Annotated in this window: 22 protein-coding genes; 16 read left to right on the plus strand and 6 right to left on the minus strand. The window is 71.7% G+C overall.

The window, feature by feature from the left end:
* Positions 1 to 113 precede the first annotated feature (113 nt).
* Complete coding sequence (locus ACFV9J_RS02645) at positions 114 to 1,448, minus strand: polysialyltransferase family glycosyltransferase (RefSeq protein ID WP_385348680.1); 1,335 nt, start codon at positions 1,446 to 1,448, stop codon at positions 114 to 116.
* Entirely contained in the window at positions 1,445 to 2,443 is a 999-nt protein-coding gene (locus ACFV9J_RS02650) for a glycosyltransferase family 2 protein (RefSeq protein WP_385348683.1), read from the minus strand. Before ACFV9J_RS02650 ends, ACFV9J_RS02645 begins: the two co-directional genes overlap by 4 nt.
* A gap of 198 nt (positions 2,444 to 2,641) precedes the next feature.
* Between ACFV9J_RS02650 and ACFV9J_RS02655 the strand changes: the two genes are divergently transcribed.
* The 13 genes from ACFV9J_RS02655 to ACFV9J_RS02715 all read left to right on the plus strand — a co-directional run bounded on the left by ACFV9J_RS02655 (position 2,642) and on the right by ACFV9J_RS02715 (position 18,206).
* Positions 2,642 to 3,982, plus strand: a complete 1,341-nt coding sequence (locus ACFV9J_RS02655) for a DUF6716 putative glycosyltransferase (protein ID WP_385348686.1) — start codon at positions 2,642 to 2,644, stop codon at positions 3,980 to 3,982.
* A 251-nt stretch (positions 3,983 to 4,233) separates the two neighbouring features.
* Positions 4,234 to 5,508, plus strand: coding sequence for a cytidylyltransferase domain-containing protein (locus tag ACFV9J_RS02660; protein WP_385348689.1), 1,275 nt, complete (start codon positions 4,234 to 4,236; stop codon positions 5,506 to 5,508).
* Between the two features lie 13 nt (positions 5,509 to 5,521).
* Complete coding sequence (locus ACFV9J_RS02665; RefSeq protein WP_385348693.1) at positions 5,522 to 6,460, plus strand: N-acetylneuraminate synthase family protein; 939 nt, start codon at positions 5,522 to 5,524, stop codon at positions 6,458 to 6,460.
* Positions 6,461 to 6,503: 43 nt separating this feature from the next.
* Positions 6,504 to 7,571 carry a hypothetical protein gene (locus ACFV9J_RS02670; protein WP_385348696.1) on the plus strand — a complete coding sequence of 356 codons (1,068 nt, stop codon included), beginning with the start codon at positions 6,504 to 6,506 and terminating at the stop codon, positions 7,569 to 7,571.
* Positions 7,572 to 7,809: 238 nt separating this feature from the next.
* Positions 7,810 to 9,048, plus strand: coding sequence for a M20 family metallopeptidase (locus ACFV9J_RS02675; protein ID WP_385348699.1), 1,239 nt, complete (start codon positions 7,810 to 7,812; stop codon positions 9,046 to 9,048).
* 146 nt (positions 9,049 to 9,194) lie between these two features.
* Positions 9,195 to 10,238, plus strand: a complete 1,044-nt coding sequence (locus ACFV9J_RS02680) for a BMP family protein (RefSeq protein WP_385348702.1) — start codon at positions 9,195 to 9,197, stop codon at positions 10,236 to 10,238.
* A 274-nt stretch (positions 10,239 to 10,512) separates the two neighbouring features.
* Positions 10,513 to 11,559 (plus strand): BMP family protein, encoded by a 1,047-nt coding sequence (locus ACFV9J_RS02685; protein WP_385348705.1) that lies wholly within the window; start codon positions 10,513 to 10,515, stop codon positions 11,557 to 11,559.
* A 236-nt stretch (positions 11,560 to 11,795) separates the two neighbouring features.
* Positions 11,796 to 13,424 carry an ATP-binding cassette domain-containing protein gene (locus tag ACFV9J_RS02690; protein ID WP_385348708.1) on the plus strand — a complete coding sequence of 543 codons (1,629 nt, stop codon included), beginning with the start codon at positions 11,796 to 11,798 and terminating at the stop codon, positions 13,422 to 13,424.
* Positions 13,424 to 14,548, plus strand: a complete 1,125-nt coding sequence (locus ACFV9J_RS02695; RefSeq protein ID WP_385348711.1) for an ABC transporter permease — start codon at positions 13,424 to 13,426, stop codon at positions 14,546 to 14,548. Before ACFV9J_RS02690 ends, ACFV9J_RS02695 begins: the two co-directional genes overlap by 1 nt.
* On the plus strand, positions 14,545 to 15,819 hold the full coding sequence (locus tag ACFV9J_RS02700) for an ABC transporter permease (protein WP_385348714.1): 1,275 nt from the start codon (positions 14,545 to 14,547) through the stop codon (positions 15,817 to 15,819). The genes ACFV9J_RS02695 and ACFV9J_RS02700 overlap by 4 nt, the downstream gene beginning before the upstream one ends.
* A complete protein-coding gene (locus ACFV9J_RS02705) occupies positions 15,816 to 16,208 on the plus strand; it encodes a cytidine deaminase (RefSeq protein WP_385348717.1) in 393 nt (130 codons plus the stop codon). Before ACFV9J_RS02700 ends, ACFV9J_RS02705 begins: the two co-directional genes overlap by 4 nt.
* Positions 16,209 to 16,247: 39 nt before the next feature.
* Complete coding sequence (locus ACFV9J_RS02710; protein ID WP_385348895.1) at positions 16,248 to 17,525, plus strand: thymidine phosphorylase; 1,278 nt, start codon at positions 16,248 to 16,250, stop codon at positions 17,523 to 17,525.
* A gap of 96 nt (positions 17,526 to 17,621) precedes the next feature.
* On the plus strand, positions 17,622 to 18,206 hold the full coding sequence (locus ACFV9J_RS02715) for a Uma2 family endonuclease (RefSeq protein ID WP_385348720.1): 585 nt from the start codon (positions 17,622 to 17,624) through the stop codon (positions 18,204 to 18,206).
* Between the two features lies 1 nt (position 18,207).
* Here the strand turns inward: ACFV9J_RS02715 and ACFV9J_RS02720 are convergent, their stop codons facing one another.
* Positions 18,208 to 19,128, minus strand: coding sequence for an AEC family transporter (locus ACFV9J_RS02720; protein WP_385348724.1), 921 nt, complete (start codon positions 19,126 to 19,128; stop codon positions 18,208 to 18,210).
* Between the two features lie 144 nt (positions 19,129 to 19,272).
* Between ACFV9J_RS02720 and ACFV9J_RS02725 the strand changes: the two genes are divergently transcribed.
* Positions 19,273 to 19,659 carry an STAS domain-containing protein gene (locus ACFV9J_RS02725; RefSeq protein ID WP_385348726.1) on the plus strand — a complete coding sequence of 129 codons (387 nt, stop codon included), beginning with the start codon at positions 19,273 to 19,275 and terminating at the stop codon, positions 19,657 to 19,659.
* On the opposite strand, the gene ACFV9J_RS02730 is transcribed toward ACFV9J_RS02725, so the two are convergent.
* Both ACFV9J_RS02730 and ACFV9J_RS02735 read right to left on the minus strand, forming a co-directional pair.
* Positions 19,552 to 20,556 carry a sigma-70 family RNA polymerase sigma factor gene (locus tag ACFV9J_RS02730; RefSeq protein ID WP_385348728.1) on the minus strand — a complete coding sequence of 335 codons (1,005 nt, stop codon included), beginning with the start codon at positions 20,554 to 20,556 and terminating at the stop codon, positions 19,552 to 19,554. The two genes, ACFV9J_RS02725 and ACFV9J_RS02730, sit on opposite strands and share 108 nt — an antisense overlap.
* Positions 20,557 to 20,663: 107 nt before the next feature.
* The gene (locus ACFV9J_RS02735; protein WP_385348732.1) at positions 20,664 to 21,983 is read right to left on the minus strand and encodes an MFS transporter; all 1,320 of its coding nucleotides are present in this window, start codon (positions 21,981 to 21,983) and stop codon (positions 20,664 to 20,666) included.
* A gap of 63 nt (positions 21,984 to 22,046) precedes the next feature.
* Between ACFV9J_RS02735 and ACFV9J_RS02740 the strand changes: the two genes are divergently transcribed.
* Positions 22,047 to 23,000 (plus strand): LysR family transcriptional regulator, encoded by a 954-nt coding sequence (locus tag ACFV9J_RS02740; RefSeq protein WP_042825048.1) that lies wholly within the window; start codon positions 22,047 to 22,049, stop codon positions 22,998 to 23,000.
* A gap of 22 nt (positions 23,001 to 23,022) precedes the next feature.
* On the opposite strand, the gene ACFV9J_RS02745 is transcribed toward ACFV9J_RS02740, so the two are convergent.
* Entirely contained in the window at positions 23,023 to 23,784 is a 762-nt protein-coding gene (locus tag ACFV9J_RS02745; protein ID WP_385348736.1) for an alpha/beta hydrolase, read from the minus strand.
* A 135-nt stretch (positions 23,785 to 23,919) separates the two neighbouring features.
* On the opposite strand from ACFV9J_RS02745, the gene ACFV9J_RS02750 reads away from it, so the two are divergent.
* Positions 23,920 to 25,134 carry an adenosine deaminase gene (locus tag ACFV9J_RS02750; RefSeq protein ID WP_385348739.1) on the plus strand — a complete coding sequence of 405 codons (1,215 nt, stop codon included), beginning with the start codon at positions 23,920 to 23,922 and terminating at the stop codon, positions 25,132 to 25,134.
* Positions 25,135 to 25,203 lie beyond the last annotated feature (69 nt).

Below are 25,203 nucleotides of genomic sequence, written 5' to 3' on the forward strand. Positions count from 1 at the left end.
CCGTGCGGATCATCGCACGGGAAGTGGCGGCCAATGAGTGAAGGGAAAATGAACGGGAGGGGGCGGGGCGCGCGAGGAATTCCACGTTCATGTTCCCGACACCGGAAATTGCCTCAGCGTTTGACCGACCGCCGAATGCTGCGCGCCCGGCGCACGACCCTGCGTGCCGTGGCATTGCGCGGCAGGAATGCCAGCCGCTCCGGAATTCCGCCGGGCAGCCCCAGCGACGTGAGCCGTCGCTTCTTGAAGTACCGCCGGGTGCGGGCGTCGAGGCTGCCGCGCAGATACTCCTCGGCGGCCGGCCGCAGCTCCGGCAGGATCTTGGACTGCATCGCGAAACCGACCGCCCGCACCAGCGCCGCCAGCGCCTCGGTGTCCAGGCCCGGACGTCCCTCGGCGACGGCCTCGGCGTCGTCCGGCCCGGGCAGCAGCGCGTCGACGATGGTGACGGGGACGCGGTTGCTGTTCTCGTACGGCGTCAGCCGGTCCAGCAGGGTGTCGGTGCCGACCCGGGCGACCGGCAGGCCGTACAGGGCGGACGCGGTGAGCAGCGCCGTGGAGAAGCAGCCGACGACCAGCGCCGGGCGCAGCCGCTGGTACAGCACCTCCGCCAGGACCGGCGTGTCCAGCACGGTGAGGTCGACACCGAGCCGCTCCGCCTCCTGCTCCAGGGAGCGGATGAAGCGCGCCGGGGCCGTGGGATGCGGCTTGAACACCACCCGGGTGTGGCCGAGCCCGACGGCGCCCGTCAGCATCCGCACGTGCAGGGCCTCCTCCTCCTCGGCGGACAGGATGCCCAGCGCCGACAGGTACTGACCGAGCAGCAGCGCCGGTTCCCCGACGTCCGGCAGACCGGCGCCGGTGCCCGCCAGCTCGGCCAGCACCTTGGTGAACGCCTGGGTCGGCACGATCTCCGGCGCCACGCCGAACTCGGTGAGCAGCAGCGGCGTCAGCCCCGGCACCAGGTCGAGGTGGAGCAGCCGCGTCACACGCGTGCCGACCAGCGGGTCGAGCTTGTTGCGGGTGGGCCCGTAGCTCATCAGACCGTCCGCGTAGACGGTCAGCGGCGCGTCGGTGAAGATCTGCGCCACGCCCAGCGCCGGGTGCACCTGGATGGACTCCACGACGAGCTCCACGTCGTCGTCGCCGAGCCCCCAGGCCAGCCGCAGATACCGCTCCCACATCGGCGCGTCGTCCACCCGCGGCGACCAGCCGCCCGGATGGAAGGGGAAGATCGTCTCGTTCCACGACACCACGTCGTCGAACCGCGACCGCAGCTGCTCGAAGCCGGGCATCCCGTCCAGGGAGGGCGTCGTCTCGGGCGTCGCCGCGTTGTTGGAGACCAGCAGGATCCGCCGGTCGGCCGCGTCGAAGCAGCCCGCGTCCAGGGCCGCGGCGAGCGTGGCCGTCCCGTACAGCGTCGACGCCAGGAAGATCTGCGTACTCACGCGGCCACCCCCGCGCCCGCGCCCGCGCCCGATCCCGAGCCCGCACGCCGGCGCAGCCGCCGCAGCCGGGTGGCGCGCTCGGTGTCCATCGAGCCGAGCACCTGGTCGAGCGCGTCCTGCGGCATCCGCCGCAGCGCGGCGGCGCTCATCGCCTTCAGTTTCCGGGCCACGGCAGGCTCGAACCTTTCGATGGAACCGAGATGGTGGGAAATGATCGCGCAGTACGTGCGCACGGCCTTCGGGAGCAGGTTCACGGCGTCCGGGTCGTCGGCCGCCCCCGCGACGACCTCGTCGAAGGCGCGCAGGAAGTCCAGCTGGCGGACGTCCCCGATCTGGGTGAGCGAGGACGCCACGCCGCGCCGGTAGAAGACCCCGAGCAGCCCGCTCACCGCGAAGGACTCCGCCTCCCGGTGCAGCTTCCAGATCCACGGCCGGTCCTCGGCCGTGCGCAGCCCGTCGGTGAAGTGCAGCAGGCCCCGCTCGACCAGCCGCCGGTGGTAGATCCCGGCCCAGGCGTAGGCGTAGTCGACGGACGTGGACCGGTGGGCCGGCAGGATCGCGTCCCGCGGCCGCAGGACCACGCCCCGGCGGCCGTGCGGCACCCGGTACACGGTGCGGGCCCGTGCCGTGCACTGGACGTGGTCGGTGCGCACGAAGTCGCAGCCCAGCCCCTCGATCGTGGCGACCAGCCGGTCGTAGTGGCCGGGCGCCAGCCAGTCGTCGCCGTCCAGGAAGGTGAGGTACTCGCCGCGCGCCCGGTCGATGCCGGTGTTGCGGGCCGTGGCCAGGCCGCCGTTGCGCTCGTGCCGGACCAGGACCGCCCCGGGCAGCTCCCGCTCCGCGCGCGCGAGGATGTCCGCGGTCCCGTCGGTCGAGCAGTCGTCGACGAGAATGAATTCGAAGTCGTCCCGCGCGTTCGCGCGCAGACTCCGCAGGGTGTCGGGTGCGTATTGCCGCACGTTGTAGAACGGCACGATGACGGAGAGAGTTGGCACGTGAGGGACGTTAGGCGGCGCTCCGGCATGCGGCTTTACCCGTGGCTTGATACGAGGTGAACGAGGCGTGGCGAAGCGGTGAAGCGGATGCTGTTCCGGGGCCAGGGCCGGCCGATTCCCCATTCGGCGACGTGCTGTTCACCCTTTGTTGGATTCCGGTTGGGCGGTTCCTAGAAATGGCTTCCTAGCGTTTACGGCGTGCCAGCAAGTGCAACGAAGGCCCTGCGAGTCGCCGTCCTGGCGGACTCCGACACCCGGTGGAAATGGGGCGCGCTCACCGCGACCCGCGTCCGCCCCGGGGACCCGGAGATCCACCTCGACGGCTACCTCCTGCGCGGCCGAGCCACCCCCACCGCCCGCCAGCTGCGGGAGGTCGGCGTCAGCGCGGACTCGCTCCGCGAGGTGACCGCCGTCGAGTTCCTGCGCGCCATGGACGAGGCGCGGGGCGAGGACTCCTACGACATCCTCGTCCTCGCCCTGGTCGGCGGCGGGGTCCAGGCGATGCTGCACGGGCTGGGCCGCGTCTGGCAGGACCGCGCCGAACGGCCCGTGGTCGTCACCGGATACGTCGGCGTCGTCTACGAGAAGCTCGCCGACGGCCTGCTGCTGCGCCACGGCGCCGACCTCGTGCTCGCCAACTCCCGCCAGGACGCGGAGCGTTTCCGCACCGTGTACGAGGGGGTCGGAGCCGACGCCGCCGCGGTGACCGAGGTCGCCCTGCCCTTCCTGGGCGGCGCCGCCTACGCCGGTGAGCCGGGCGACGGGGGCGAGCGCCCCTACACCGTGGTCTTCGCCGCGCAGCCCTCCGTGCCGGACAGCCGCAGGGACCGTACGTACCTCCTCGAACGGCTGATCGGGCACGCCCGGCTGCACCCCGAGCGCGAGGTGCTGCTCAAGCTGCGCTCCAGGCCCGGCGAACACACCACGCACATCGAGGAGCTGCCCTACCAGAAGCTGGTGCAGCGGGCCGACCCGCCGGCCAACTTCCGCCTGGTCTACGGGCACATGGGCGAGGTCCTGGACCGCACCGACCTCCTGGTCACCATCAGCTCCACCGCGGCCCTGGAATCCCTGCACCGCCGCATCCCCACCGTCGTCCTCAGCGACCTCGGGGTGCGCGAGGCGCTCGGCAACCACCACTTCGTGGGCTCCGGCTGCCTCGCCTCCTGGGACCGACTCGACGCCGGCCACCGCCCCGCCCCCGACCCCGAGTGGGTCGCCCGGCAGGGCGTCGCGGCGGACGGCGGCTACCAGAGCGCCTTCGACGAGGCCCGCGCCCGCATCGCCGCCCTGCTGGACCGGCCCGGCGGCCTGCCGCCCCTCGCCCCCTACTACACCCTCGCCACCGCCCCCGGTTACCTCCCCGGCATCCTCGCCCGCCACCACCTCGCCCCCGACGGCACGCCGCTGCCCGGCGCCCCGGCCGCCGACCGCGCGCCCGGCCCGGTCCGCCAGGTCGTCCGCCGCGCGGCCCGCGGCGCCTACCGGCACGGCGTCCAGCGGGTCGCCCCGGTGATCCGCCGGATGGGGGAGCTGTGACGTCCCCGACTCCCGGCCCGACCCCAACACCTGCACCGCTCCCGGTCGCGGCTCCGACCCGGGCACCGGCGCCGCTCCCGGTTTCCGGCGCTGCCTCGACCCCTGGGTTCGTCCCGGTGCCGGGGTCCGTCCCGGTGGGCGGGTCGGTTCCGGTTTCCGGGGGCGTCGCAGTTTCCGGGCCCGACCCGTCAGCCGAGAGCCCTGCGGTCCCGTCCGTGGCGTCCGCGACACCTGCGCAAGGAGCAGTTTCCATGCCCAACAGTCAAGCGAGTCCGGGCGCTTCGGTGCGCCGGGTGCTCGCCGTGATCCCCGCCCGCGGCGGCTCCAAGGGAGTGCCCGCGAAGAACCTCGCCCCCGTCGGCGGCGTCCCGCTGGTGGTCCGCGCGGTACGCGAGTGCCTCGCCGCCCGCCTCGTGACCGACGTCGTCGTCTCCACCGACGACCAGGCCATCGCCGCCGCGGCCCGCGAGGCCGGCGCCGAGGTGGTGCTGCGCCCCGCCGCCATCGCCGGGGACACGGCCACCTCCGAGGCCGCCGTGCTGCACGCGATGGACGCCCACGAGGCCCTGCACGGCGCCGCCGTCGACGTGGTGCTGCTCGTCCAGTGCACCAGCCCCTTCCTGGTCCGCGAGGACGTGGACGGGGTGGCCGGCGCGGTCGTCGGGGACGGCGCGGACACCGCCGTCACCGTCGCCCCCTTCCACGGCTTCGTCTGGCGGGACGGCGCCGACGGACCGGGCGGGGCCGACGGCGGCCACGGCGTCAACCACGACAAGTCGTACCGCCCCCGCCGCCAGGACCGCCCCCAGGACCTGCTGGAGACCGGCGCCGCCTACGCCATGGCCGCCCCCGGCTTCCGCAAGCACCAGCACCGCTTCTTCGGCCGCACCGAACTGGTCCGCACCGACCCGGCGCGCGTCCTGGAGATCGACGACCCGCACGACCTGGCCCGCGCCCGCGCCCTCGCCCCGCACTTCGACACGGCCCGGCCCGGCGCCCTGCCGACCGCGGCCGACATCGACGCGGTCGTCCTCGACTTCGACGGCACCCAGACCGACGACCGGGTGCTGATCGACTCCGACGGACGGGAGTTCGTCTCCGTGCACCGCGGCGACGGACTCGGCATCGCCGCCCTGCGCCGCAGCGGCCTGACCATGCTGATCCTGTCCACGGAGGTGAACCCGGTCGTCGCCGCCCGCGCACGCAAGCTCAAGCTCCCCGTGCTGCACGGCATCGACCGCAAGGACCTCGCCCTCAAGCAGTGGTGCGAGGAACAGGGCATCGCGCCCGAACGCGTGCTCTACGTCGGCAACGACGTCAACGACCTCCCGTGCTTCGCCCTCGTCGGCTGGCCCGTCGCGGTCGCGAGCGCCCACGACGCCGTACGCGGCGCGGCCCGCGCGGTCACCACCGTCCCCGGCGGCGAAGGCGCCGTACGGGAGATCGCGACCTGGCTGCTCGGCCCGTCCCTGGACGCCCTCGGCCCCGCTCTCGAAACCACCCCCACGCTCACCCAGTCCAAGTAAGGAACCCCCTGCCATGAGCACCAACTCCCGCATCCGCACCTTCGGCACCCGCGAGGCCGGCCCCGGCCGCCCCGTCTACGTCACCGGCGAGATCGGCATCAACCACAACGGTGAGCTGGAGAACGCCTTCAAGCTGATCGACGCCGCCGCCGAGGCCGGCTGCGACGCCGTCAAGTTCCAGAAGCGCACCCCCGAGATCTGCACCCCGCGCGACCAGTGGGACATCGAGCGCGACACCCCCTGGGGCCGGATGACGTACATCGACTACCGCCACCGGGTGGAGTTCGGCGAGGACGAGTACCGCCAGATCGACGACTACTGCAGGACCAAGAACATCGACTGGTTCGCCTCCCCGTGGGACACCGAGGCCGTCGCCTTCCTGGAGAAGTTCGACGTCCCGGCCCACAAGGTCGCCTCCGCCTCCCTGACCGACGACGAGCTGCTGCGCGCCCTGCGCGCCACGGGCAAGACGGTCATCCTCTCCACCGGCATGTCCACCCCGAAGCAGATCCGCCACGCGGTCGAGGTCCTGGGCAGCGACAACATCCTCATGTGCCACGCCACGTCGACGTACCCGGCGCAGGCCGAGGAGCTGAACCTGCGCGTCATCAACACCCTCCAGCAGGAGTACCCGAACGTTCCGATCGGCTACTCCGGCCACGAGACCGGCCTGCAGACCACGCTGGCCGCCGTCGCCCTCGGCGCCGCCTTCGTCGAGCGCCACATCACCCTCGACCGCGCCATGTGGGGCTCCGACCAGGCCGCCTCCGTCGAGCCGCAGGGCCTGACCCGCCTGGTGCGCGACATCCGCACCATCGAGGCCTCCCTCGGCGACGGCGTCAAGAAGGTCTACGACTCGGAGCTCGGCCCGATGAAGAAGCTGCGCCGCGTCACCGGCGTCGTCGCCGAGGCGGAGATCGCCGCCGCCGCGGGCGAGCCCGTCACCGTCTGATCCCCGGCCACCGAGTCACTCACCACGGGACGGTCCCCCACCGATGAGCCCCCGCGCCGGGAACGCCGGCCCCCGCACTCTCGCCTTCGTCGAGAGCCCGGTACAACTGCTGAACGTGCTGGAGTGGGCGCACACCCGCGCACCCGGCGCGGAGCTCACCCTCGTGGTCCTCTCGCCCGTCGACCCGATGACCCGCGGCCAGCTGCGCCGCATGGCGGAACTGGCCCGCAAGGAGGGCCACGAGATCCGCTGGGAGGAGGCGCGCGGCGGCGCCACGGCCCCCTTCCGCACGGTCGGCGGCCTGACCACCGCGCTGCGCCAGGCGGACCGGATCGTCATGGGCGACCCGTTCTCCCGCTACGTACAACTGCTCCTCACCATCACCCGCGCCCACGACCTCGTCGTCGTCGACGACGGCACGGCCACGATGGAGTTCGTCACCCAGCTGGCCCACGGCGAACGCCTGGTCCGCTGGCACCGCAAGGGCAGCCGCCCAGGCCCGCGCGACCTGCTCTTCGCCCCCGTCTCCCGATCGGCCCGCCACCGCCTCACCCCGACCCCCGACCGGCAGGTCTCGGTCTTCTCCTCCATGCCCATCGATGACGTCCCCGAAGGCGTCACCGTCACCGCCAACGACTTCGCCTGGACCCGCTCCCGCTTCGGCCCGCCGCGCATCACCAAGGGCGCCGACATGGTCGGCACCTCCCTGGTGGAGACCGGCGTCGTCGACGCCGACCGCTACGTGGACGCCGTACGCGCCCTGGCGAAGAGCCACGGGGCGGCCCGCTACTTCGCCCACCGCCGCGAGAGCGCCGTGAAGCTGCACCGGCTGGCCGTGGAGACCGGCCTGCAGATCGTCCGCCCCGACCTCCCGCTGGAGCTGATCGCCCGCCGCGGCCCGATCGGCCGTACCGTCCTCAGCTTCCCCTCCACCGTCGTCCACACCCTCCCGCTGGCCCTGGCCGGCACCGACGTCCGCGTCGCCGTCTGCGACATCGACCCCGCCTGGCTCACCGAGTCGGCCTCACCGCGGGCCCGCGGATTCCTGAGCGGCGTCACCGGCTCGGCACGGGACGTGCACCGGCTGTCGGCGGTGGTGAGCGCGGGATAGGGCGCGTGGAGCGGGCCACGCGTGGTAACCGTGGGAAGAGGACGGGTGCCGTGGAGCGGTCGGGCCGCTCCCGGTGATCTCATGATCGGCTCGGCCGGAAGGGCGGCCAAGTTTACCCAAGCGAGATGATGGCTATGCGTGGGGCGGCCGAGTTTTCTTCCCCTAACGGGCTGAATTTTGTTGATCGTGGGTCCATCGATCGCCCGGGAGCCCTACGCTGCAAAGGGTGAACGTGTTGATGTCCCCAGAGTCCGAGGCCGACACTCCCGGTGAAGCCGCGCTGCCCGGCACCTTGCCGGACGCGCTGCGCGCGGAGCTGGTGGCCTTCCGCCGCGACCTCCACATGCACCCCGAGCTGGGAAACCAGGAGTTCCGCACCACCGCCGCGATCAAGGAACGGCTGGAGCGGGCCGGTCTCAAGCCGCGCGTGCTGCCCATCGGCACCGGGCTCGTCTGCGACATCGGCACCGGCACCGACTCGGGCCAGTGGTCCGGCGGGCCCCGCATGCTCGCCCTGCGGGCCGACATCGACGCCCTGCCCATCCCCGACACCAAGAGCGAGTGCGTCTACCGCTCCCAGGTGCCCGACCGCGCCCACGCCTGCGGGCACGACGTGCACACCACCGTCGTCCTCGGCACCGGTCTCGTGCTCGCCGCCCTGCACGAGCAGGGCCTGCTGCCCCGTCCCGTGCGGCTGGTCTTCCAGCCCGCCGAGGAGGTGCTGCCCGGCGGCGCCGCCGACGCCATCGAGGGCGGTGCGCTCGACGGGGTGCGCCGCATCCTGGCCGTGCACTGCGATCCCCGGGTGGACGCCGGGAGGATCGGCCTCAGGGTCGGCCCGATCACCTCCGCCTGCGACCGCCTCGAGATCGCCCTGAACGGCCCCGGCGGCCACACCGCCCGCCCGCACCTCACCACCGACCTGGTCACCGCCACCGCCCGGGTGGTCACCGACGTGCCGCCGCTCGTCGCCCGGCGCGTGGACAGCCGCAGCGGGCTCGCCCTGACCTGGGGGCGGATCGAGTCCGGCCACGCCCCGAACGTCATCCCGCAGCACGCCGAACTGGCCGGGACCGTGCGCTGCCTCGACCTGGACGCCTGGCGGCAGGCGCCCGACCTGGTGATGGGCGCCATCGACGAGATCGCCGACCTGTACCGGGCCAAGTCCGAGATCACCTACGTCCGCGGCGTCCCCCCGGTCGTCAACGAGGTCACCAGCACCGAGCTGCTCCAGGCCGCCATGGTCGCCCGGCGCGGCACCGACGCCGTGGAGGGCACCGAGCAGAGCCTGGGCGGCGAGGACTTTTCCTGGTACCTGGAGCACGTGCCCGGCGCCATGGCCCGCCTCGGCGTCCGCCCGCCCGGCGAGCGCACGGTCCGCGACCTCCACCAGGGCGACTTCGACGTGGACGAACACGCCATCACGGTCGGCGTGGAGATGTTCACCGCGGCCGCCATCATCGACGCCGTGCAGTAGCCGTGACGTAACCGCACCGGCGTGATCGGCCAGCGGCACGAATGGATAACGGCGCCGCGCAACCCCGTTCCCAGGAGTTTCTACGCGCGTTACTGTGCGCCGAACCGAGCGCCCGCTGCGGGGCTTTGGAGAATGGGGAGCTTCAGATGCGTCGGACATCAAGACTGATCCGCGTCGCGGTGGGGGTCGCGTCGCTCGCACTCGCCGCCACGGCCTGCGGCGGCACCAGCGGCGAGAGCGGCGACGACGGCGGTGACGACAAGGGCCTCGCCATCGCCTACGACGTCGGCGGCAAGGGCGACCAGTCCTTCAACGACGCCGCGTACGCCGGTCTGGAGCAGGCCAAGAAGGAGTTCGGCTACAAGACCGCCGACATCGAGCCCACCGACGGCGAGACGGACGCCGACAAGGAACAGCGCCTGACCTCCCTGGCCAAGCAGGGCTACAACCCCGTGATCGGCGTCGGCTTCGCCTACGGCCCGGCGATGAAGGCCGTCGCCGCCAAGTACCCGGACACCACCTTCGGCATCGTCGACTCCGTGGTCGAGGGCAAGAACGTGGCGTCCCTCGTCTTCGCCGAGAACGAGGCCTCCTACCTGGCCGGTGTCGCCGCCGCCAAGGCCACCAAGACCAAGACCGTCGGCTTCGTGGGCGGTGTGGACGTCCCGCTGATCCACAAGTTCGAGGCCGGCTACGAGCAGGGCGTCAAGGACACCGACCCGAAGATCAAGGTCATCTCGCAGTACCTGACGCAGACCGCGGAGGAGGGCGGCTTCTCCAGTCCCGACAAGGGCAAGGCCGCCGCCGAGGGCCAGATCGAGAAGAAGGCCGACGTCGTGTACGCGGCGGCCGGTCTCTCCGGCCAGGGCGTGATCGAGGCCGCTGCCAAGGCGAAGATCTGGGCGATCGGCGTCGACTCGGACCAGTACAAGCAGGAGGCCCTCGCCGCCTACAAGGACTCCATCCTGACCTCCGCCCTCAAGGACATCGACGGCGCGGTCTTCGCCCTGGCCAAGTCCGTCGAGGACGGCAAGCCGCTGACCGGCACCCACACCTTCGACCTGAAGTCCGACGGCGTGGGCCTGTCCGACAGCAACCCGAAGTTCGCCGAGGTCCCGGGCGCCAAGGAGGCCGTGGAGAAGGCCAAGGCCGGCATCGTCGACGGCTCCATCAAGGTCGCGACGGAGTAACCACGCTCCCGGCACACACCCTCACGAAGCGGACGGACACCTCCGGGTGCCCGTCCGCTTCCGTGCTCCGCGGGCTCCGCCGCCAGGCGTCACCCTCCGCCACCCCCCGTTTGCGTCCGGCAAGCCCCGTACCCCCATTCGCGGGTCCTTGCTCACGGGCGGATAACAAGGTGGACAGAAGGGGTTTTCAGGCAGGTCTACGCGCGTTAATCTGCGGCGAAGCCAGCGCCGCAGCCGAACCGTCCCCGGCGCTTGTACGACAGGAGCACCAGACATGCGCCGGATTTCCCGGATCACGGTCGCAGGCGCAGCGACCGCCTCCCTGGCCCTCGCCCTCGCCGCCTGCGGTGGTACCTCGACCGACTCCGGTTCGGAGTCCAAGGGGGACAAGGGTCTCGCCATCGCGTACGACGTCGGCGGCAAGGGCGACCAGTCCTTCAACGACGCGGCGTACGCCGGTCTGGAGCGGGCCAAGAAGGAGTTCGGCTACGAGACGGCCGACGTCGAGCCCACCGACGGCGAGACCGACGCCGACAAGGAGCAGCGGCTGTCCTCGCTGGCGAAGCAGGGCTACAACCCGGTCGTCGGCATCGGCTACGCCTACGCCTCCGCGATGAAGAACGTCGCGGAGAAGTACCCGGACACCACCTTCGGCATCGTCGACGACGCCACGATCGAGGCGAAGAACGTCGCGGACCTGGTCTTCAACGAGCAGGAGGCCTCCTACCTCGCCGGTGTCGCCGCCGCCAAGAGCACCAAGACCAACACGGTCGGTTTCGTGGGCGGTGTGGACGTCCCGCTGATCCACAAGTTCCAGGCCGGCTACGAGCAGGGCGTCAAGGACACCGACCCGAAGATCAAGGTCATCTCGCAGTACCTCACGCAGACCGCGGAGGAGGGCGGCTTCTCCAGCCCCGACAAGGGCAAGACCGCCGCCGAGGGCCAGATCGAGAAGAAGGCCGACGTCGTGTACGCGGCGGCCGGTCTCTCCGGCCAGGGCGTCATCGAGGCCGCCGCCGCCAACAAGGTCTGGGCGATCGGCGTCGACTCCGACCAGTACAAGCAGGAAGCCCTCGCGAAGTACAAGGACTACATCCTGACTTCGGCCACGAAGGACGTCGCTTCGGCCGTCTACAACCTTTCGAAGTCGGTCGAGGACGGCAAGCCGGAGACCGGTATCGTTCGGGGCGATCTGAAGTCCGGCGAGGTCGGTCTCTCGGACTCCAACCCGAAGTTCGCGGACGACGCCGAGCTCCAGGCAGCCATCAAGACGGCCAAGGAGAAGATCATCAGCGGCGAGATCAAGGTCAAGAGCAGCTGAACGGCTGAGTAGCACCAGCAACACCTCGAACAGCGTGTAACCGCGCCGGCCCGGCCGCACGGCGGGGTACGGGGAGAGCGTCCTCGAAGTCGCCCTCCCCGTACCCCGTCGCGTCGATGTGCCGCCGCTTTTAGATGCCGTAGGGGCGCTACGCGCGTAGACGGCCCCCGTCCCCAGGAGAGTGCGCCATCAACGCGTCCAGCAGCCCTCCGGCCGGAGCGGCGGTCAACGAACCGGTGACCGCCGTCGAACTCGCCGGGATCACCAAGCGTTTCCCCGGAGTCGTGGCCAACCACGACATCCACCTCACCGTCCACAAGGGCACCGTCCACGCCCTCGTCGGCGAGAACGGCGCCGGCAAGTCCACGCTGATGAAGATCCTCTACGGCATGCAGAAGCCGGACGAGGGCACCATCGCGGTCGACGGCGAGCAGGTGGCCTTCTCCTCGCCCGCCGACGCGATCGTCCGCGGCATCGGCATGGTCCACCAGCACTTCATGCTCGCCGACAACCTCACGGTCCTGGAGAACGTGGTCCTCGGCAGCGAGAAGCTCTACGGCATCGGCGCCAGGGCCCGCCGCAAGATCAAGGAGCTGTCCGAGCGCTACGGCCTCGGCGTCAAGCCCGACCTCCTGGTCGAGGAGCTGGGCGTCGCCGCCCGCCAGCGCGTGGAGATCCTCAAGGTCCTCTACCGCGGCGCCCGCACGCTGATCCTCGACGAGCCCACGGCCGTCCTGGTGCCGCAGGAGGTGGACGCCCTCTTCGACAACCTGCGCGAGCTGAAGGCCGAGGGCCTGTCCGTCATCTTCATCTCCCACAAGCTGGGCGAGGTCCTCTCGGTCGCCGACGAGATCACCGTCATCCGGCGCGGCACCACGGTCGGTACGGCCGTCCCCGCCGAGACCACCCCGCGCCAGCTCGCCGAGCTGATGGTCGGCAGCGAGCTGCCCACCCCTGAGACGGCGGAGTCCACGGTCACCGACCGCGCGGTCCTCACCGTCGACACGCTGCGCCTGGCCGCGCCCAGCGGCAAGGCCCTGCTCGACGACATCTCCTTCACCATCCACGCCGGTGAAATCCTCGGTATCGCCGGCGTCGAGGGCAACGGCCAGACCGAGCTGGTCGACGCGCTCATCGGGCTGCGCCACGCCGACTCCGGCTCCATCCGCTTCCTCGACCAGGACATCACCGCGCTGCCCACCCGCAAGCGCCGCGAGCAGGGCGTCGGCTACATCCCCGAGGACCGCCACCGCCACGGGCTGCTCCTTGAGGCCCCCCTCTGGGAGAACCGCATCCTCGGCCACGTCACCGAGAAGCCCAACAGCAAGGGCGTCTGGCTGGACCTGAAGAGCGCCCAGCAGGACACCCGCCGCATCGTCGAGACGTACGACGTCCGCACCCCCGGCATCGACGTCACCGCCGCCTCGCTGTCCGGCGGCAACCAGCAGAAGCTGATCGTCGGCCGCGAGATGAGCCACAAGCCGCGCTTCCTCATCGCCGCCCACCCCACCCGCGGCGTGGACGTCGGCGCGCAGGCCGCGATCTGGGACCACATCCGCGAGGCCCGCCGCGAGGGCCTGGCCGTGCTGCTGATCTCCGCCGACCTGGACGAGCTGATCGGCCTGTCCGACACCCTCCGGGTGATCTACGACGGCAAGCTGGTCGCGGACGCCGACCCCGCCACCATCACCCCCGAGGCGCTCGGCTCGGCGATGACCGGCGCGGCCTCCGGACACCTGGAGGACGAGGAGAACGCCGAGTCGTCCCAGCCGTCTCAGCCGTCCAAGCCGTCCCAGCCGTCCAAGTCACTCAAGTCCCCCGAGGCCCCTGAGTCCCCCGAGTCTCCGGAAGACGAGGCCCGCTGATGAAGAAGTTCGACAAGGAGCGCGTGCTCCTCGCGGTGGCCGGACCGGTCATCGCGCTCGCCGTGGCCTTCGTGCTCAGTGCGATCGTCCTGATCGCCTCGGGCAAGAACCCGGTCGAACCGTTCGCCCTCATGTTCGAGCAGGCCGGGTTCTCCGACATCCAGGTCCTGATCGTCAACCAGGCGTCGCTGTACTACATCGCGGCCCTCGCGGTGGCCATCGGCTTCCGGATGAACCTCTTCAACATCGGCGTCGACGGGCAGTACCAGCTCGCCGCCATGATGGCCGCGATCGTCGGCGCCCACGCCAACCTGCCGGCCGCGCTCCAGATCCCGCTCCTCCTCCTGACCGCCGTCCTCACCGGCGCCTTCTGGTCCGGCATCGCCGGTGTCCTCAAGGTGACCCGGGGCGTCAGCGAGGTCGTCGCGACGATCATGCTCAACGCCATCGCCACCTCCGTCATCGGCTACCTGTGGCTGCCGGACGTCTTCGGCGTCAAGATCGGCAACAACAACACCACCGGCGAGATGCACGAGTCCGGCTGGGTCCCCGGCATCGACATGGGCGCCTCCGGCGAGGTCTACGGCCTGGTGATCCTCGCCGTGCTCCTCGGCATCGGCTACTGGATCGTCCTCAACCGCACCCGCTTCGGCTTCGACCTGCGCGCCTCCGGCGCCTCCGAGTCCGCCGCCGCGGCCAGCGGCGTCAGCCCCAAGCGGATGGTGCTCACCGCGATGCTGCTCTCCGGCGGCCTCGCCGGTCTCGCGGGCCTGCCGATCCTGCTCGGCGACACGCACACCTACAGCCTCAACTTCCCCACCGGCATCGGCTTCCTCGGCATCGGCATCGCCCTGCTCGGCCGCAACAGCCCGGTCGGCATCGCCTTCGCCGCCCTGCTGTGGGCCTGGCTCGACAAGGCCTCGCCCGAGCTGGACTTCCACGGCTACGACAAGGAGATCGCGGTCATCATGCAGGGCCTGATCGTCCTCTCGGTCGTCGTCTCCTACGAGGCCGTCCGTGAGTGGGGCCTGCGCCGCCAGCAGCGCCGGGTCGGCGCGGAGCTGGCCGCCGGTCACGTCCTCGGCGCCACCGACAACTCGAAGAAGGAGGTGGCCGGCCGATGACCGCTCCGACCACAGCGACCGACGTCAACCAGCCGTCGCTGGAGCACGCACCACGGACCGGCCGCCGCATGTCGTGGCCCGTGCTGCTCCTGGTCATCGCCGGAGCCCTGGCGCTGACCTCGATCGTCCGCCTGATCACCGGCGCCAACGGCATCACCAACGTCAGCCAGATGTCCACCGCCCTCCAGCTCGCCGTGCCGATCGGCCTCGCCGGTCTCGGCGGTCTGTGGGCCGAACGCGCGGGCGTCGTCAACATCGGCCTCGAAGGCATGATGATCCTCGGCACCTGGTTCGGTGCCTGGGCCGGCTTCCAGTGGGGGCCCTGGACCGGCGTCCTCGTCGGCATCATCGGCGGCTGCCTCGGCGGCCTGCTGCACGCCATCGTCACGATCACCTTCAACGTCAACCACATCGTCTCCGGTGTGGCCATCAACATCCTCGCCCTCGGCGCCACCCGCTACCTCGCGCCGCTCGCCTTCGAGGGCCACCAGGGCGGCTCGGCCAAGCAGTCCCCGCCGGTCGACTCCCTCGGCCACTTCTCGATCCCGGGCCTGTCCGGCTGGCTGGACAGCCTCAACGACCAGCACTGGTTCTTCGTCTCGGACATCGCGGGCCTGCTCGGCGGCCTGGTCACCGACGTCTCCTGGCTCACCCTGATCGCGGTCGCCCTGATCCCCGCCACCTGGTGGATCCTGTGGCGCACCCCGTTCGGCCTGCGCCTGCGCTCCTGCGGCGAGAACCCGATCGCCGCCGAGTCCCTCGGCGTCAACGTCTACAAGTACAAGTACCTGGCCGTGATCATCTCCGGCGGCCTCGCGGGTCTCGGCGGTGTCTTCCTCTCCATCGTGGCCAACCCCTTCTACCTGGAGGGCCAGACCAGTGGCCGCGGCTACATCGGCCTCGCGGCGATGATCTTCGGCAACTGGATGCCGGGCGGCCTCGCCATCGGCGCGGGCCTCTTCGGCTACACCGACAGCCTCAACCTGCGCGGCGGCTCCGCCAACGTGCACGCGCTGCTGCTGCTCGGCGCGCTGCTGCTGGTCGCCGGCGCCATCTGGCTGGTGATCCGCAAGAAGTACGTCAAGGCCGCGATCACCTTCGTCATCGGCGCCCTGGTCTTCGCCTGGTACGCCGGCACCAACGAGGTCCCCAACCAGGTCGTCTCCGCCACGCCGTACGTCGTCACCCTCGTCGTCCTCGCCCTGTCCGCGCAACGGCTGCGAATGCCCAGGGCGAACGGCATGCAGTACCGCAAGGGCCAGGGCAAGTGACCGGGGCCGACTGGGAGGAGCTGCGCACGGCGGCCCGGGACGCGATGTCCCGGGCGTACGCCCCCTACTCGGGGTACGCCGTGGGCGCCGCCGCCCTCGTCGACGACGGCCGCACCGTCACCGGCTGCAACGTGGAGAACGCCAGCTACGGCATCGGCCTGTGCGCCGAGTGCGGGCTCGTCTCCCAGCTCCAGCTGACCGGCGGCGGCCGGCTGACGCACTTCGTCTGCGTCGACGGCGCGGGCGCGGTACTCGTCCCCTGCGGCCGCTGTCGGCAACTGCTGTACGAGTTCGGCGGCCCGGAGCTGCTGCTTGAGACCCCGGAGGGGATCCTCCCGCTGTCCCGGATGCTCCCGCAGGCCTTCGGCCCCGACCACCTCACCAAGTAGTAACTCCCGTAATCCCGTTAGGAAGGGCCAGACATGGCCATGGACGTCATCTCCGTCATCCGCACCAAGCGGGACCGCGGCGAGCTGACCGGCGAGCAGATCGACTGGGTCATCGACGCCTACACGCGCGGCGAGGTGGCCGACGAGCAGATGTCCTCGCTCGCGATGGCGATCCTGCTCAACGGCATGAACCGCGGCGAGATCGCCCGCTGGACCGCCGCGATGATCGCCTCGGGCGAGCGCATGGACTTCTCGTCCCTGTCCCGCCCGACCGCCGACAAGCACTCCACGGGCGGCGTCGGCGACAAGATCACCCTGCCGCTCGCGCCCCTGGTGGCGGCGTGCGGCGCGGCCGTCCCGCAGCTCTCCGGCCGCGGCCTCGGCCACACCGGCGGCACCCTGGACAAGCTGGAGTCCATCCCCGGCTGGCGCGCCCTCCTGTCCAACGAGGAGATGCTGGACGTCCTGGACACCACCGGCGCGGTGATCTGCGCGGCGGGCGACGGTCTCGCCCCCGCCGACAAGAAGCTCTACGCGCTGCGCGACGTCACCGGCACGGTCGAGGCGATCCCGCTGATCGCCTCCTCCATCATGTCGAAGAAGATCGCCGAGGGCACCGGCTCGCTGGTCCTGGACGTGAAGGTCGGCTCCGGCGCCTTCATGAAGACCATCGAGGACGCCCGCGAACTGGCGTCCACGATGGTCGGCCTCGGCACCGACCACGGCGTGAAGACGGTCGCGCTCCTCACCGACATGGCCACCCCCCTCGGCCTGACCGCGGGCAACGCCCTGGAGGTCCGCGAGTCGGTCGAGGTCCTCGCGGGCGGCGGCCCGGCGGACGTGGTCGAGCTGACGCTGGCCCTCGCCCGCGAAATGCTCGACGCCGCGGGCCTCAAGGACGCCGACCCGGCGAAGGCACTGGCCGACGGCTCCGCGATGGACGTCTGGCGCCGCATGATCGCCGCCCAGGGCGGCGACCCGGACGCGCCGCTGCCCACCTCGAAGGAACAGCACGTGGTGAAGGCGGGTGCCTCCGGCGTCCTGACCCGCCTCGACGCCTACGACGTCGGCGTCGCCGCTTGGCGCCTGGGGGCGGGCCGCGCCCGCAAGGAGGATCCGGTGCAGGCCGCCGCGGGCGTCGAACTCCACGCCAAGCCCGGCGACACGGTCACCGCTGGCCAGCCCCTCCTCACCCTCCACACCGACACCCCGGACCGCTTCGAGTACGCCCTCGCTGCGGTGGAGGACGCGTATGACGTCGCCCCGGCGGGCACGGAGTTCACCGCCTCACCGGTGGTGCGGGAACGTATCGCCTGACCTGGAGTGTCCCCATTCGGGTGAACGGGACCGGTGGACCTCTGCCGGTCCCGTTCGGCATGCTGGGATCGGTGACGCACCGATAGGAGAACCGCCATGAGCGCACTCACCGTGAGCCAGGAGCCCGACCAGAACTGGGACGACCTCGTCCGGTTCTGGGAGGAGATGGATTGGCCCGAGGGCAGCAAGGTGGAGATCATCGAGGGGATCATCACCGTGTCACCAGCTCCGGGACTGCCGCACAACGTCATCGCCGCGCGCATCCATAGGCGCCTGCTCTCGGTAATCCCCGAGGATTGGGAGATCTTCCAGACACTGGCGATCGCCGTTCCGTCCCGCCTTGGAATGCTCATCCCGGACCTTGTGGTCGCGCCGGTGCCGGAGCGCACCGAGTCCGGCACCCACATGTCCGCCGCCCTCGCGGAACTCGTCGTCGAGGTCACCTCCAAGTCCAACGCCCGGCACGACCGCATCAGCAAGCCCGCCGCCTACGCCACCGCGGGGATCCCTCTCTACCTCCTCGTCGACCGCTGGGCCCCCGGCGGGCCCACAGCGACGCTGTACGGCGAACCGAAGGGTGATGTCTACCGGGTGCTGAGCGCCGCGAAGTTCGGCGACCCCCTCACGCTCCCCGCGCCCTTCGACCTGACCATCGACACCAGCGCGTTCCCCGAGGTCTGACTCACCCGAGAACCGCCGCCACCCCCACCAGCACCGGCACGGACACCACCGTCGAGACCAGGATCGCGTCGCGGGCCAGGCGCTCGCCGACCCCGTAGGTGGACGCGTACGTGTACAGGTTCTGCGCGGCCGGGAGCGCCGACGTCACCACCACGTCGAGGAGTTGGGGGCCCCGCAGACCGAAGACCCCCGACGCCAGCGCCCAGGCCACCGCCGGCTGGCCCACTGCCTTCAGGGCGACCGCGAGCAGTACCGGGCGCCGTTCCACGCCCCGCAGCGGCATCGTGGAGCCGCACAGGCCGATGCCGAAGGCCAGCAGCACCGCGGGGACCGACATGTTGCCGATCAGCGTCACCGGGTCCATGACCGGGTCGGGCACCTCGAAGCCGCTCGCGGCCACCGCGACCCCGGCGAGCGAACCCAGCGCGATCGGATTGCGCAGCGGCGTCAGCAGCCGCCGCCACAGAGGGCCCTGCCGACCCCCGCCCGACAGGTCCAGGATCGTCACCGCCACCGGCGTCACCAGCACCAGCTGGAACAGCAGCACCGGCGCCACCAGCGAGGCGTCGCCCAGGACGTACACGGCGATCGGGATACCGAGGTTGCCGGAGTTGACGTAGCCGGAGCAGAGCGCGCCGATCGTCGTACGGCCCACGCCCCAGCCCCGTACGACGCCCACCGCGACGAAGGCGCCGGCCACCGCCACCGTGGACAGGGCCGTCACCAGCAGCCGCGCGGAGAAGACCACCGACAGGTCGGCCGTCGCGAGGGTCGTGAACAGCAGGGCGGGGGAGGCCACGTGGAAGGCCAGCTTGGTCAGCACCTCGCGGCCCTGAGGGCCGAGATGGCCGCGCAGGCCGAGCACATAGCCGACCCCGATCACCACCGCGATGACCGCGAAGCCCGTCAGCACCCCCTGCACGGCACCTCCCCGCCGAGCGGGCGGACCGGGGACGGTATGGCATGGGGGGACGGCGGGGATGCGTGGGGCATGCAGCAAACCCTCCGGGGCGGAGTCCGCGCACGTCAATGTGATCTCTGCTGCGATCTCCGGCGGCCGGCACCGATGATTTCCCGGCGCGTGCCGGGTCTACCGCACGTGGACGCCGTGACACCCGCCGTACTCGTGCTGCCGGGGCCTGTCTCCCGAGGGGAGACGCCCCGGTTCTGCGACGAGGTGCGCGCGCTCTTGGAAGCCACCCGGGCCGGGGTGGTCGTCTGCGACGTCGGCGGTCTCGGACCGCCGGGGCTCGCCGTCGTCGACCTGCTGGCCCGGCTGGAACTCACCGCCCGGCGGGCCGGGGGCCGGATCAGACTGCGCGACCCCGACCCGGCCCTGCACGCTCTACTGGACCTCGTCGGCCTCCGCTTCGAGACGGAGCGGCAGGTCGAACAGCGGGAACCACCGCTTGGTGTCGAGGAAGCAGTGGAACCCGGTGATGCGGCCGTCTGAGATCTCCAGCACCTGGACCGCCCACGGCGCGAAGCCGCCCGCCTCCGGGTCCGGCTTGTAGTGCGCGAAGGCGGGCAGCCCGTTGGCCTGGACCGGCAGCAGCCGGGAACCGGCGCAGGCGGCGCCGAGCGTCGTCATGAAGCCCGTGATGTCCGCCGGACCGGCCAGCCACAGGTCGAACGGCGGCATCGTCATCACCGCGTCCTCGTGCAGCAGCGCAGTCAGCGCCGTCATGTCATAGCCCTCGAAGGCCGCGACATAGCGCTCCAGGAGCTTCTGCTGCTCCTCGTCCAGCGGGTCGGAGACCGCAGCCTCGGCCCCGCGGTCCGCCCGCTCGGCGAGCGTCGCGCGAGCCCGCTGCAGCGCGCTGTTGACCGAGGCGACCGAGGTGCCCAGCAGCTCGGCGACCTCGCTCGCCTTCCACGCCAGCACCTCGCGCAGGATCAGCACCGCCCGCTGCTTGGGCGGCAGCTGCTGCAGGGCGGCCATGAAGGCGAGCCGCACGGACTCCTTGGCGACCGCCGCCTCGGCCGGGTCGGCGGTCTGCGGCAGCACGCGGGCGTCCGGCATCGGCTCCAGCCAGGTGTGGTCCGGGCGCGGGGACAGGGCGGCCTGGGCGAGCGGCGTCGCCTCCGTCAGGTCCATCGGACGCGCCCGCTTGTTGCCCGCGGTCAGCATGTCCAGGCAGACGTTGGTCGCGATCCGGTACAGCCAGGAGCGCAGGCTGGAGCGGCCCTCGAACTTGTCGTAGCTCCGCCAGGCGCGGACCAGCGTGTCCTGCACCGCGTCCTCGGCCTCGAAGGAGGAACCGAGCATCCGGTAGCAGTACCCCGTCAGCTCGGGCCGGTGCTTCTCCAGTGCGGAGTCCAGCTCCGTCGTCACGGTGCCGTTGGTCATCGTCCACCCACCCCTGTGGCGTGCCGTCGTGCGCGTCTTCGCGCCTCGCACTTCGGAAGCTACCGCAGGGGACTGACAATGGCCTGTGCAGTCAAGAAAGGCGCAGGTCAGCGCGGCAGGCCCAGAGCCCTCACCGGCGCGCCCGCGGCCTGGCGGCGGGCCGCCAGCGACCCGGAGACCGTGATCACCACGACGCCCAGCACCGCCAGCACCCCCACCCCGACCGTCCCGGCCCACCCGCCGGAGTGGAAGGCCACCGCGCCGACCGTGCTGCCCGCGCTGGAACCCACGTAGTAGGCGGACTGGTACAGCGCCGAGGCCTGGGCGCGGCCGTGCCGGGCGGTCTTGCCGACCGCCGAGGAGGCCACCGCGTGCCCGGCGAAGAAGCCCGCCGTGATCAGCACCAGGCCGAGGAGGACCAGCGGCAGGGACGGCGCCAGGGACAGCAGCAGGCCCGCAGCCGTCGTCCCCGCGCCCAGGTAGAGCGCCCCGCGGCGGCCGAGCCGGTCCACCAGACGCCCCGCCGTCGACGCCGAGACCGTACCGACCAGGTAGACCAGGAAGATCGAGCCGATCAGGCCCTGGGGGAGGGAGAACGGCGCCTGAGCCAGCCGGTAGCCGATCACCGTGTAGACGCCGCCGAACACCGTCATGAACAGCGCGCCGATCGCGTACAGGCGGCGCAGCAGCGGGTTGGCGAGGTGGTCGCGCACCGTGCGGACCAGGACCCGCGGGCGCAGCGAGCCCGGCGTGAAGTGCTTCGGCGCCGGCAGCAGCAGCCGGAAGGCCACCGCGCACGCCACCGCGACGAGGCCGACGACCCCGACGGCGACCCGCCAGCCCCACTCCTGGGCGACCCAGCCGGTGATCACCCGGCCGCTCATCCCGCCCACGCTGTTGCCCGCCACGAACAGGCCGATCGCGGTGACCAGCGCCCGCGGCCGCACCTCCTCCGCGAGGTACGCCGTCGCCGAGGCCGGCAGCCCGGCCAGTGCCGCGCCCTGCACCGCCCGCAGCGCGACCAGCGCCGGCAGCGACGGGGCGAAGGGCACCAGCAGCCCGACGGTCACCGCGACCGCCAGCGACGCCGTCATGACCGTACGCCGTCCGAAACGCTCCGACAGCGCGCTCATCGGCAGCACGAACACCGCGAGGCCACCGGTCGCGGCGGCCACCGTCCAGCTCGCGTCGCTCGCCGAGACGCCGAGGTCGCCCGAGATCAGCGGCAGCAGGGCCTGGGTGGAGTAGAGGAGCGCGAAGGTCGCGACGCCCGCCAGGAACAGCGCGAAACTCATCCGGCGGTAGCCGGGGCCGCCCGGTGCCATGCGCGAGTCGGAGGATGCGAGGGGGGCGGACGCGGAGGTGGCGGAGGCGGAGGCTGACGCGGCGTCCACGGCCGTGGACGCCCCGGTATCGGCGGGAGTCATGCCACGAAGGTACGAAGCCCCTTACTCATCCGTCCAATGCATGGAATGGCCATAATCGTTCCCATGGTGCATCAGCAAAGCTCACGGCCCCGCCTGTCACCGTCCGGTGACACAGAAGACATCGTCGCGCTGCTCGCGCCCCGCCTCGCGCACTTCGCCGGCGTGGCCCGCACCGAGCACGTCACCCGGGCCGCCCAGGAGATGAACGTCCCCCAGTCGACCCTCTCCCGCGCACTCGTCCGCCTGGAGGAGGACCTCGGCGTCGACCTGTTCGTCCGCCGCGGCCGCACCCTCGCGCTGACCGTCGCCGGGCGCACCTTCCTCGGTTCCGTCGAGCGCGCCCTCGCCGAGGTCGAGCGGGCCGCCGACGAGGTCCGCGCCGACGCCGACCCGGCCACCGGCAAGGTCGCCTTCGGCTTCCTGCACACCATGGGCGCCGAGACCGTCCCCGGCCTGCTGCACGCCTTCCGCGCCGACCACCCCCGGGTCCGCTTCAGCCTCGTGCAGAACTACGGCGAGGCCATGCTGGAGCGGCTGCGCGCGGGGGAGCTGGACCTGTGCCTCACCTCCCCGGTCCCTGACGCCCCCGACCTGGTCGCCCGCCGCCTCGACGAGCAGAAGCTGCGCCTGGTCGTCCCGGCCGACCACTCCCTGGCCGGGCGCCGGCGCATCCGCCTCGCGGAGGCCGCCGACGAGATCTTCGTGACCCTGGAGCCCGGCTACGGCCTGCGGCGCATCACCGACGCGCTGTGCAAGGAGGCCGGTTTCCGGCCCAGGGTGGCCTTCGAGGGGGAGGAGGCGGAGACGCTGCGCGGCCTGGTCGCGGCCGGACTCGGCGTCGCCCTGCTGCCGCCGCCCGCCGTGCCCCGCCCCGGCGTGGTCGAACTGACGGTCACCGCCCCGCGCGCCGCCCGCGAGATCGGCGTGGCCTGGCTGGCGGGACGCACGGACACCCCGCCGGTGGCGGCGTTCAAGAAGTTCCTGCTGTCGAGGCGAGGCAGCCTGCTGCCGTCCTGAACCTCGCGACGGGGAGCGTGCGCTACCGCCGCAACGACTTCCCGAAACCCGCCGCCAGCGGCATCCGCAGCCCCAGCGGCGGGGGAGCGGCCAGGGCGTCCTCCACGGGGCGTGAGAAGGACTGGCCGAACAGCACGCCCATCACGAAGTCCTCGGCCAGCGCGGCGACCTCGTCCCGGTACTGCCGCAGCCCGTGGCCGTCGGAGTGCACCTCGAACCGGCACACGCCGCGATTGGCCTTCTTCGCCCGGGAGGCGAGCCGGAAGGACAACTCCGGGTCGCTGCGCCCGTCGTTGGTGCCGTGCACGATCAGCACCTGCCGCCCGGCGAGCTGCTTCACCGGTTCGGGTGGCGCGGCCACGTCGTCCTCCGGCAGCCAAGGGGCGATCGCCAGCACCGAGTTGACGGCCTCGTGCCCGGCCGCCCGCAACGCCGCCCGGCCGCCCATGCCGGTGCCGGCCAGGCAGACCGGTACGTCGCCGTAACGCCGTACGGCCTCGTCGGCGGCCCACTCGGCGTCCCGGGCGAGATGGGCCTCGGCGCCGTTCCAGCCGCGGTAGCGGTAGTGCACGACATGCGTGGCCAGACCCTCCTCCCGGCCCGCGCGCGCCAGCCTGCGCCCCAACGCGCGCACGGACGCGGCCGCGAGCAGCGCGGAGGGCCTGCGGTCGGAGACCTCGTCGCCCCCGGGGAGCAGCAGCACCACACCGCTCACCGCCGTCCCCTCCGGACCGAGCGTCCGCCCCAGCCGGGCCCGACGGACCGGCGTCGCTTGCTGTGCCATGGCAGAAGATTCTCAGAAGACCGGGTGTACGGAACCCGTCCGCGCGGTCACCGTTACATATCGGGGAGTCCGTACACCGCATCGGGTCCCGGTATTCGCCCGGCGTTCTACGCGCGTAGGAGTTAGAGTGCGCAAATGACGAGCCAGAGCACCGAGAAGAGCGCCGCGGCGGACACCGGGGCGAACAGCGCGGCGAGCACCGGGGCGGTTGCGAAGACACCGTCGCCGGACCGGATCCGCCGGGCGCCGAAGGTCCTGCTGCACGATCACCTCGACGGCGGTCTGCGGCCGGGCACGGTCGTGGAACTCGCCCGCGAGACGGGCTACGGAGACCTCCCCGAAACCGACGCCGACCTGCTCGGCACCTGGTTCCGGCAGGCCGCCGACTCCGGGTCCCTGGAGCGGTACCTGGAGACCTTCTCCCACACCGTCGGCGTCATGCAGACCCGCGACGCCCTGGTCCGGGTCGCCGCCGAGTGCGCCGAGGACCTCGCCGAGGACGGCGTCGTCTACGCCGAGGTGCGGTACGCCCCCGAGCAGCACCTGGAGCAGGGGCTGCCCCTCGAAGAGGTCGTCGAGGCCGTCAACGAGGGCTTCCGGGAGGGCGAGCGGCGCGCCCGGGAGAGCGGCCGCCGCATCCGGGTCGGCGCCCTGCTCACCGCCATGCGGCACGCGGCCCGCTCCCTGGAGATCGCCGAACTCGCCAACCGCTACCGCGACCTCGGCGTGGTCGGATTCGACATCGCGGGCGCCGAGGCCGGCTACCCGCCCACCCGGCACCTGGACGCCTTCGAGTACCTGAAGCGGGAGAACAACCACTTCACCATCCACGCCGGCGAGGCCTTCGGGCTGCCGTCCATCTGGCAGGCCCTGCAGTGGTGCGGCGCCGACCGGCTCGGGCACGGGGTCCGCATCATCGACGACATCCAGGTCCACGAGGCCGGCTCGGTCAAGCTCGGGCGGCTCGCCTCCTACGTCCGGGACAAGCGGATCCCGCTGGAGCTGTGCCCCAGCTCCAACCTCCAGACCGGCGCCGCCGACTCCTACGCCGAGCACCCCATCGGGCTGCTGCGCCGGCTGCACTTCCGGGCCACCGTCAACACCGACAACCGGCTGATGTCCCACACCAGTATGAGCCGGGAATTCGAGCACCTGGTCGAGGCGTTCGGCTACACGCTCGACGACATGCAGTGGTTCTCCGTCAATGCGATGAAATCAGCGTTCATTCCTTTCGATGAACGACTGGCCATGATCAATGACGTCATCAAGCCCGGATATGCCGAGCTGAAGTCCGAATGGCTGTTCCAGCAGACGGCTTCGACCAGCGGTTCTTCGGAATCCGGCGGCTGAACGCGAAACGACGGTAATACGGAAACGCGGGCGGGCATTCACCATCCGTCCGCATTTCGATGTTTGCCG

It is taken from the genome of Streptomyces sp. NPDC059906, from assembly GCF_042730645.1.
Lineage (GTDB): Bacteria > Actinomycetota > Actinomycetes > Streptomycetales > Streptomycetaceae > Streptomyces > Streptomyces rubrogriseus.

What these genes read in the sequence shown, in the direction of transcription:
- ACFV9J_RS02675 (WP_385348699.1), top strand. Translation starts at nt 7,810, where the DNA reads ATGTCCCCAGAGTCCGAGGCCGACACTCCCGGTGAAGCCGCGCTGCCC.
- ACFV9J_RS02725 (WP_385348726.1), top strand. Translation starts at nt 19,273, where the DNA reads ATGATTTCCCGGCGCGTGCCGGGTCTACCGCACGTGGACGCCGTGACA.
- ACFV9J_RS02740 (WP_042825048.1), top strand. Translation starts at nt 22,047, where the DNA reads ATGGTGCATCAGCAAAGCTCACGGCCCCGCCTGTCACCGTCCGGTGAC.
- ACFV9J_RS02715 (WP_385348720.1), top strand. Translation starts at nt 17,622, where the DNA reads ATGAGCGCACTCACCGTGAGCCAGGAGCCCGACCAGAACTGGGACGAC.
- ACFV9J_RS02750 (WP_385348739.1), top strand. Translation starts at nt 23,920, where the DNA reads ATGACGAGCCAGAGCACCGAGAAGAGCGCCGCGGCGGACACCGGGGCG.
- ACFV9J_RS02665 (WP_385348693.1), top strand. Translation starts at nt 5,522, where the DNA reads ATGAGCACCAACTCCCGCATCCGCACCTTCGGCACCCGCGAGGCCGGC.
- ACFV9J_RS02745 (WP_385348736.1), bottom strand. Translation starts at nt 23,784, where the DNA reads ATGGCACAGCAAGCGACGCCGGTCCGTCGGGCCCGGCTGGGGCGGACG.
- ACFV9J_RS02680 (WP_385348702.1), top strand. Translation starts at nt 9,195, where the DNA reads ATGCGTCGGACATCAAGACTGATCCGCGTCGCGGTGGGGGTCGCGTCG.
- ACFV9J_RS02695 (WP_385348711.1), top strand. Translation starts at nt 13,424, where the DNA reads ATGAAGAAGTTCGACAAGGAGCGCGTGCTCCTCGCGGTGGCCGGACCG.
- ACFV9J_RS02735 (WP_385348732.1), bottom strand. Translation starts at nt 21,983, where the DNA reads ATGACTCCCGCCGATACCGGGGCGTCCACGGCCGTGGACGCCGCGTCA.
- ACFV9J_RS02685 (WP_385348705.1), top strand. Translation starts at nt 10,513, where the DNA reads ATGCGCCGGATTTCCCGGATCACGGTCGCAGGCGCAGCGACCGCCTCC.
- ACFV9J_RS02700 (WP_385348714.1), top strand. Translation starts at nt 14,545, where the DNA reads ATGACCGCTCCGACCACAGCGACCGACGTCAACCAGCCGTCGCTGGAG.
- ACFV9J_RS02670 (WP_385348696.1), top strand. Translation starts at nt 6,504, where the DNA reads ATGAGCCCCCGCGCCGGGAACGCCGGCCCCCGCACTCTCGCCTTCGTC.
- ACFV9J_RS02730 (WP_385348728.1), bottom strand. Translation starts at nt 20,556, where the DNA reads ATGACCAACGGCACCGTGACGACGGAGCTGGACTCCGCACTGGAGAAG.
- ACFV9J_RS02710 (WP_385348895.1), top strand. Translation starts at nt 16,248, where the DNA reads ATGGACGTCATCTCCGTCATCCGCACCAAGCGGGACCGCGGCGAGCTG.
- ACFV9J_RS02660 (WP_385348689.1), top strand. Translation starts at nt 4,234, where the DNA reads ATGCCCAACAGTCAAGCGAGTCCGGGCGCTTCGGTGCGCCGGGTGCTC.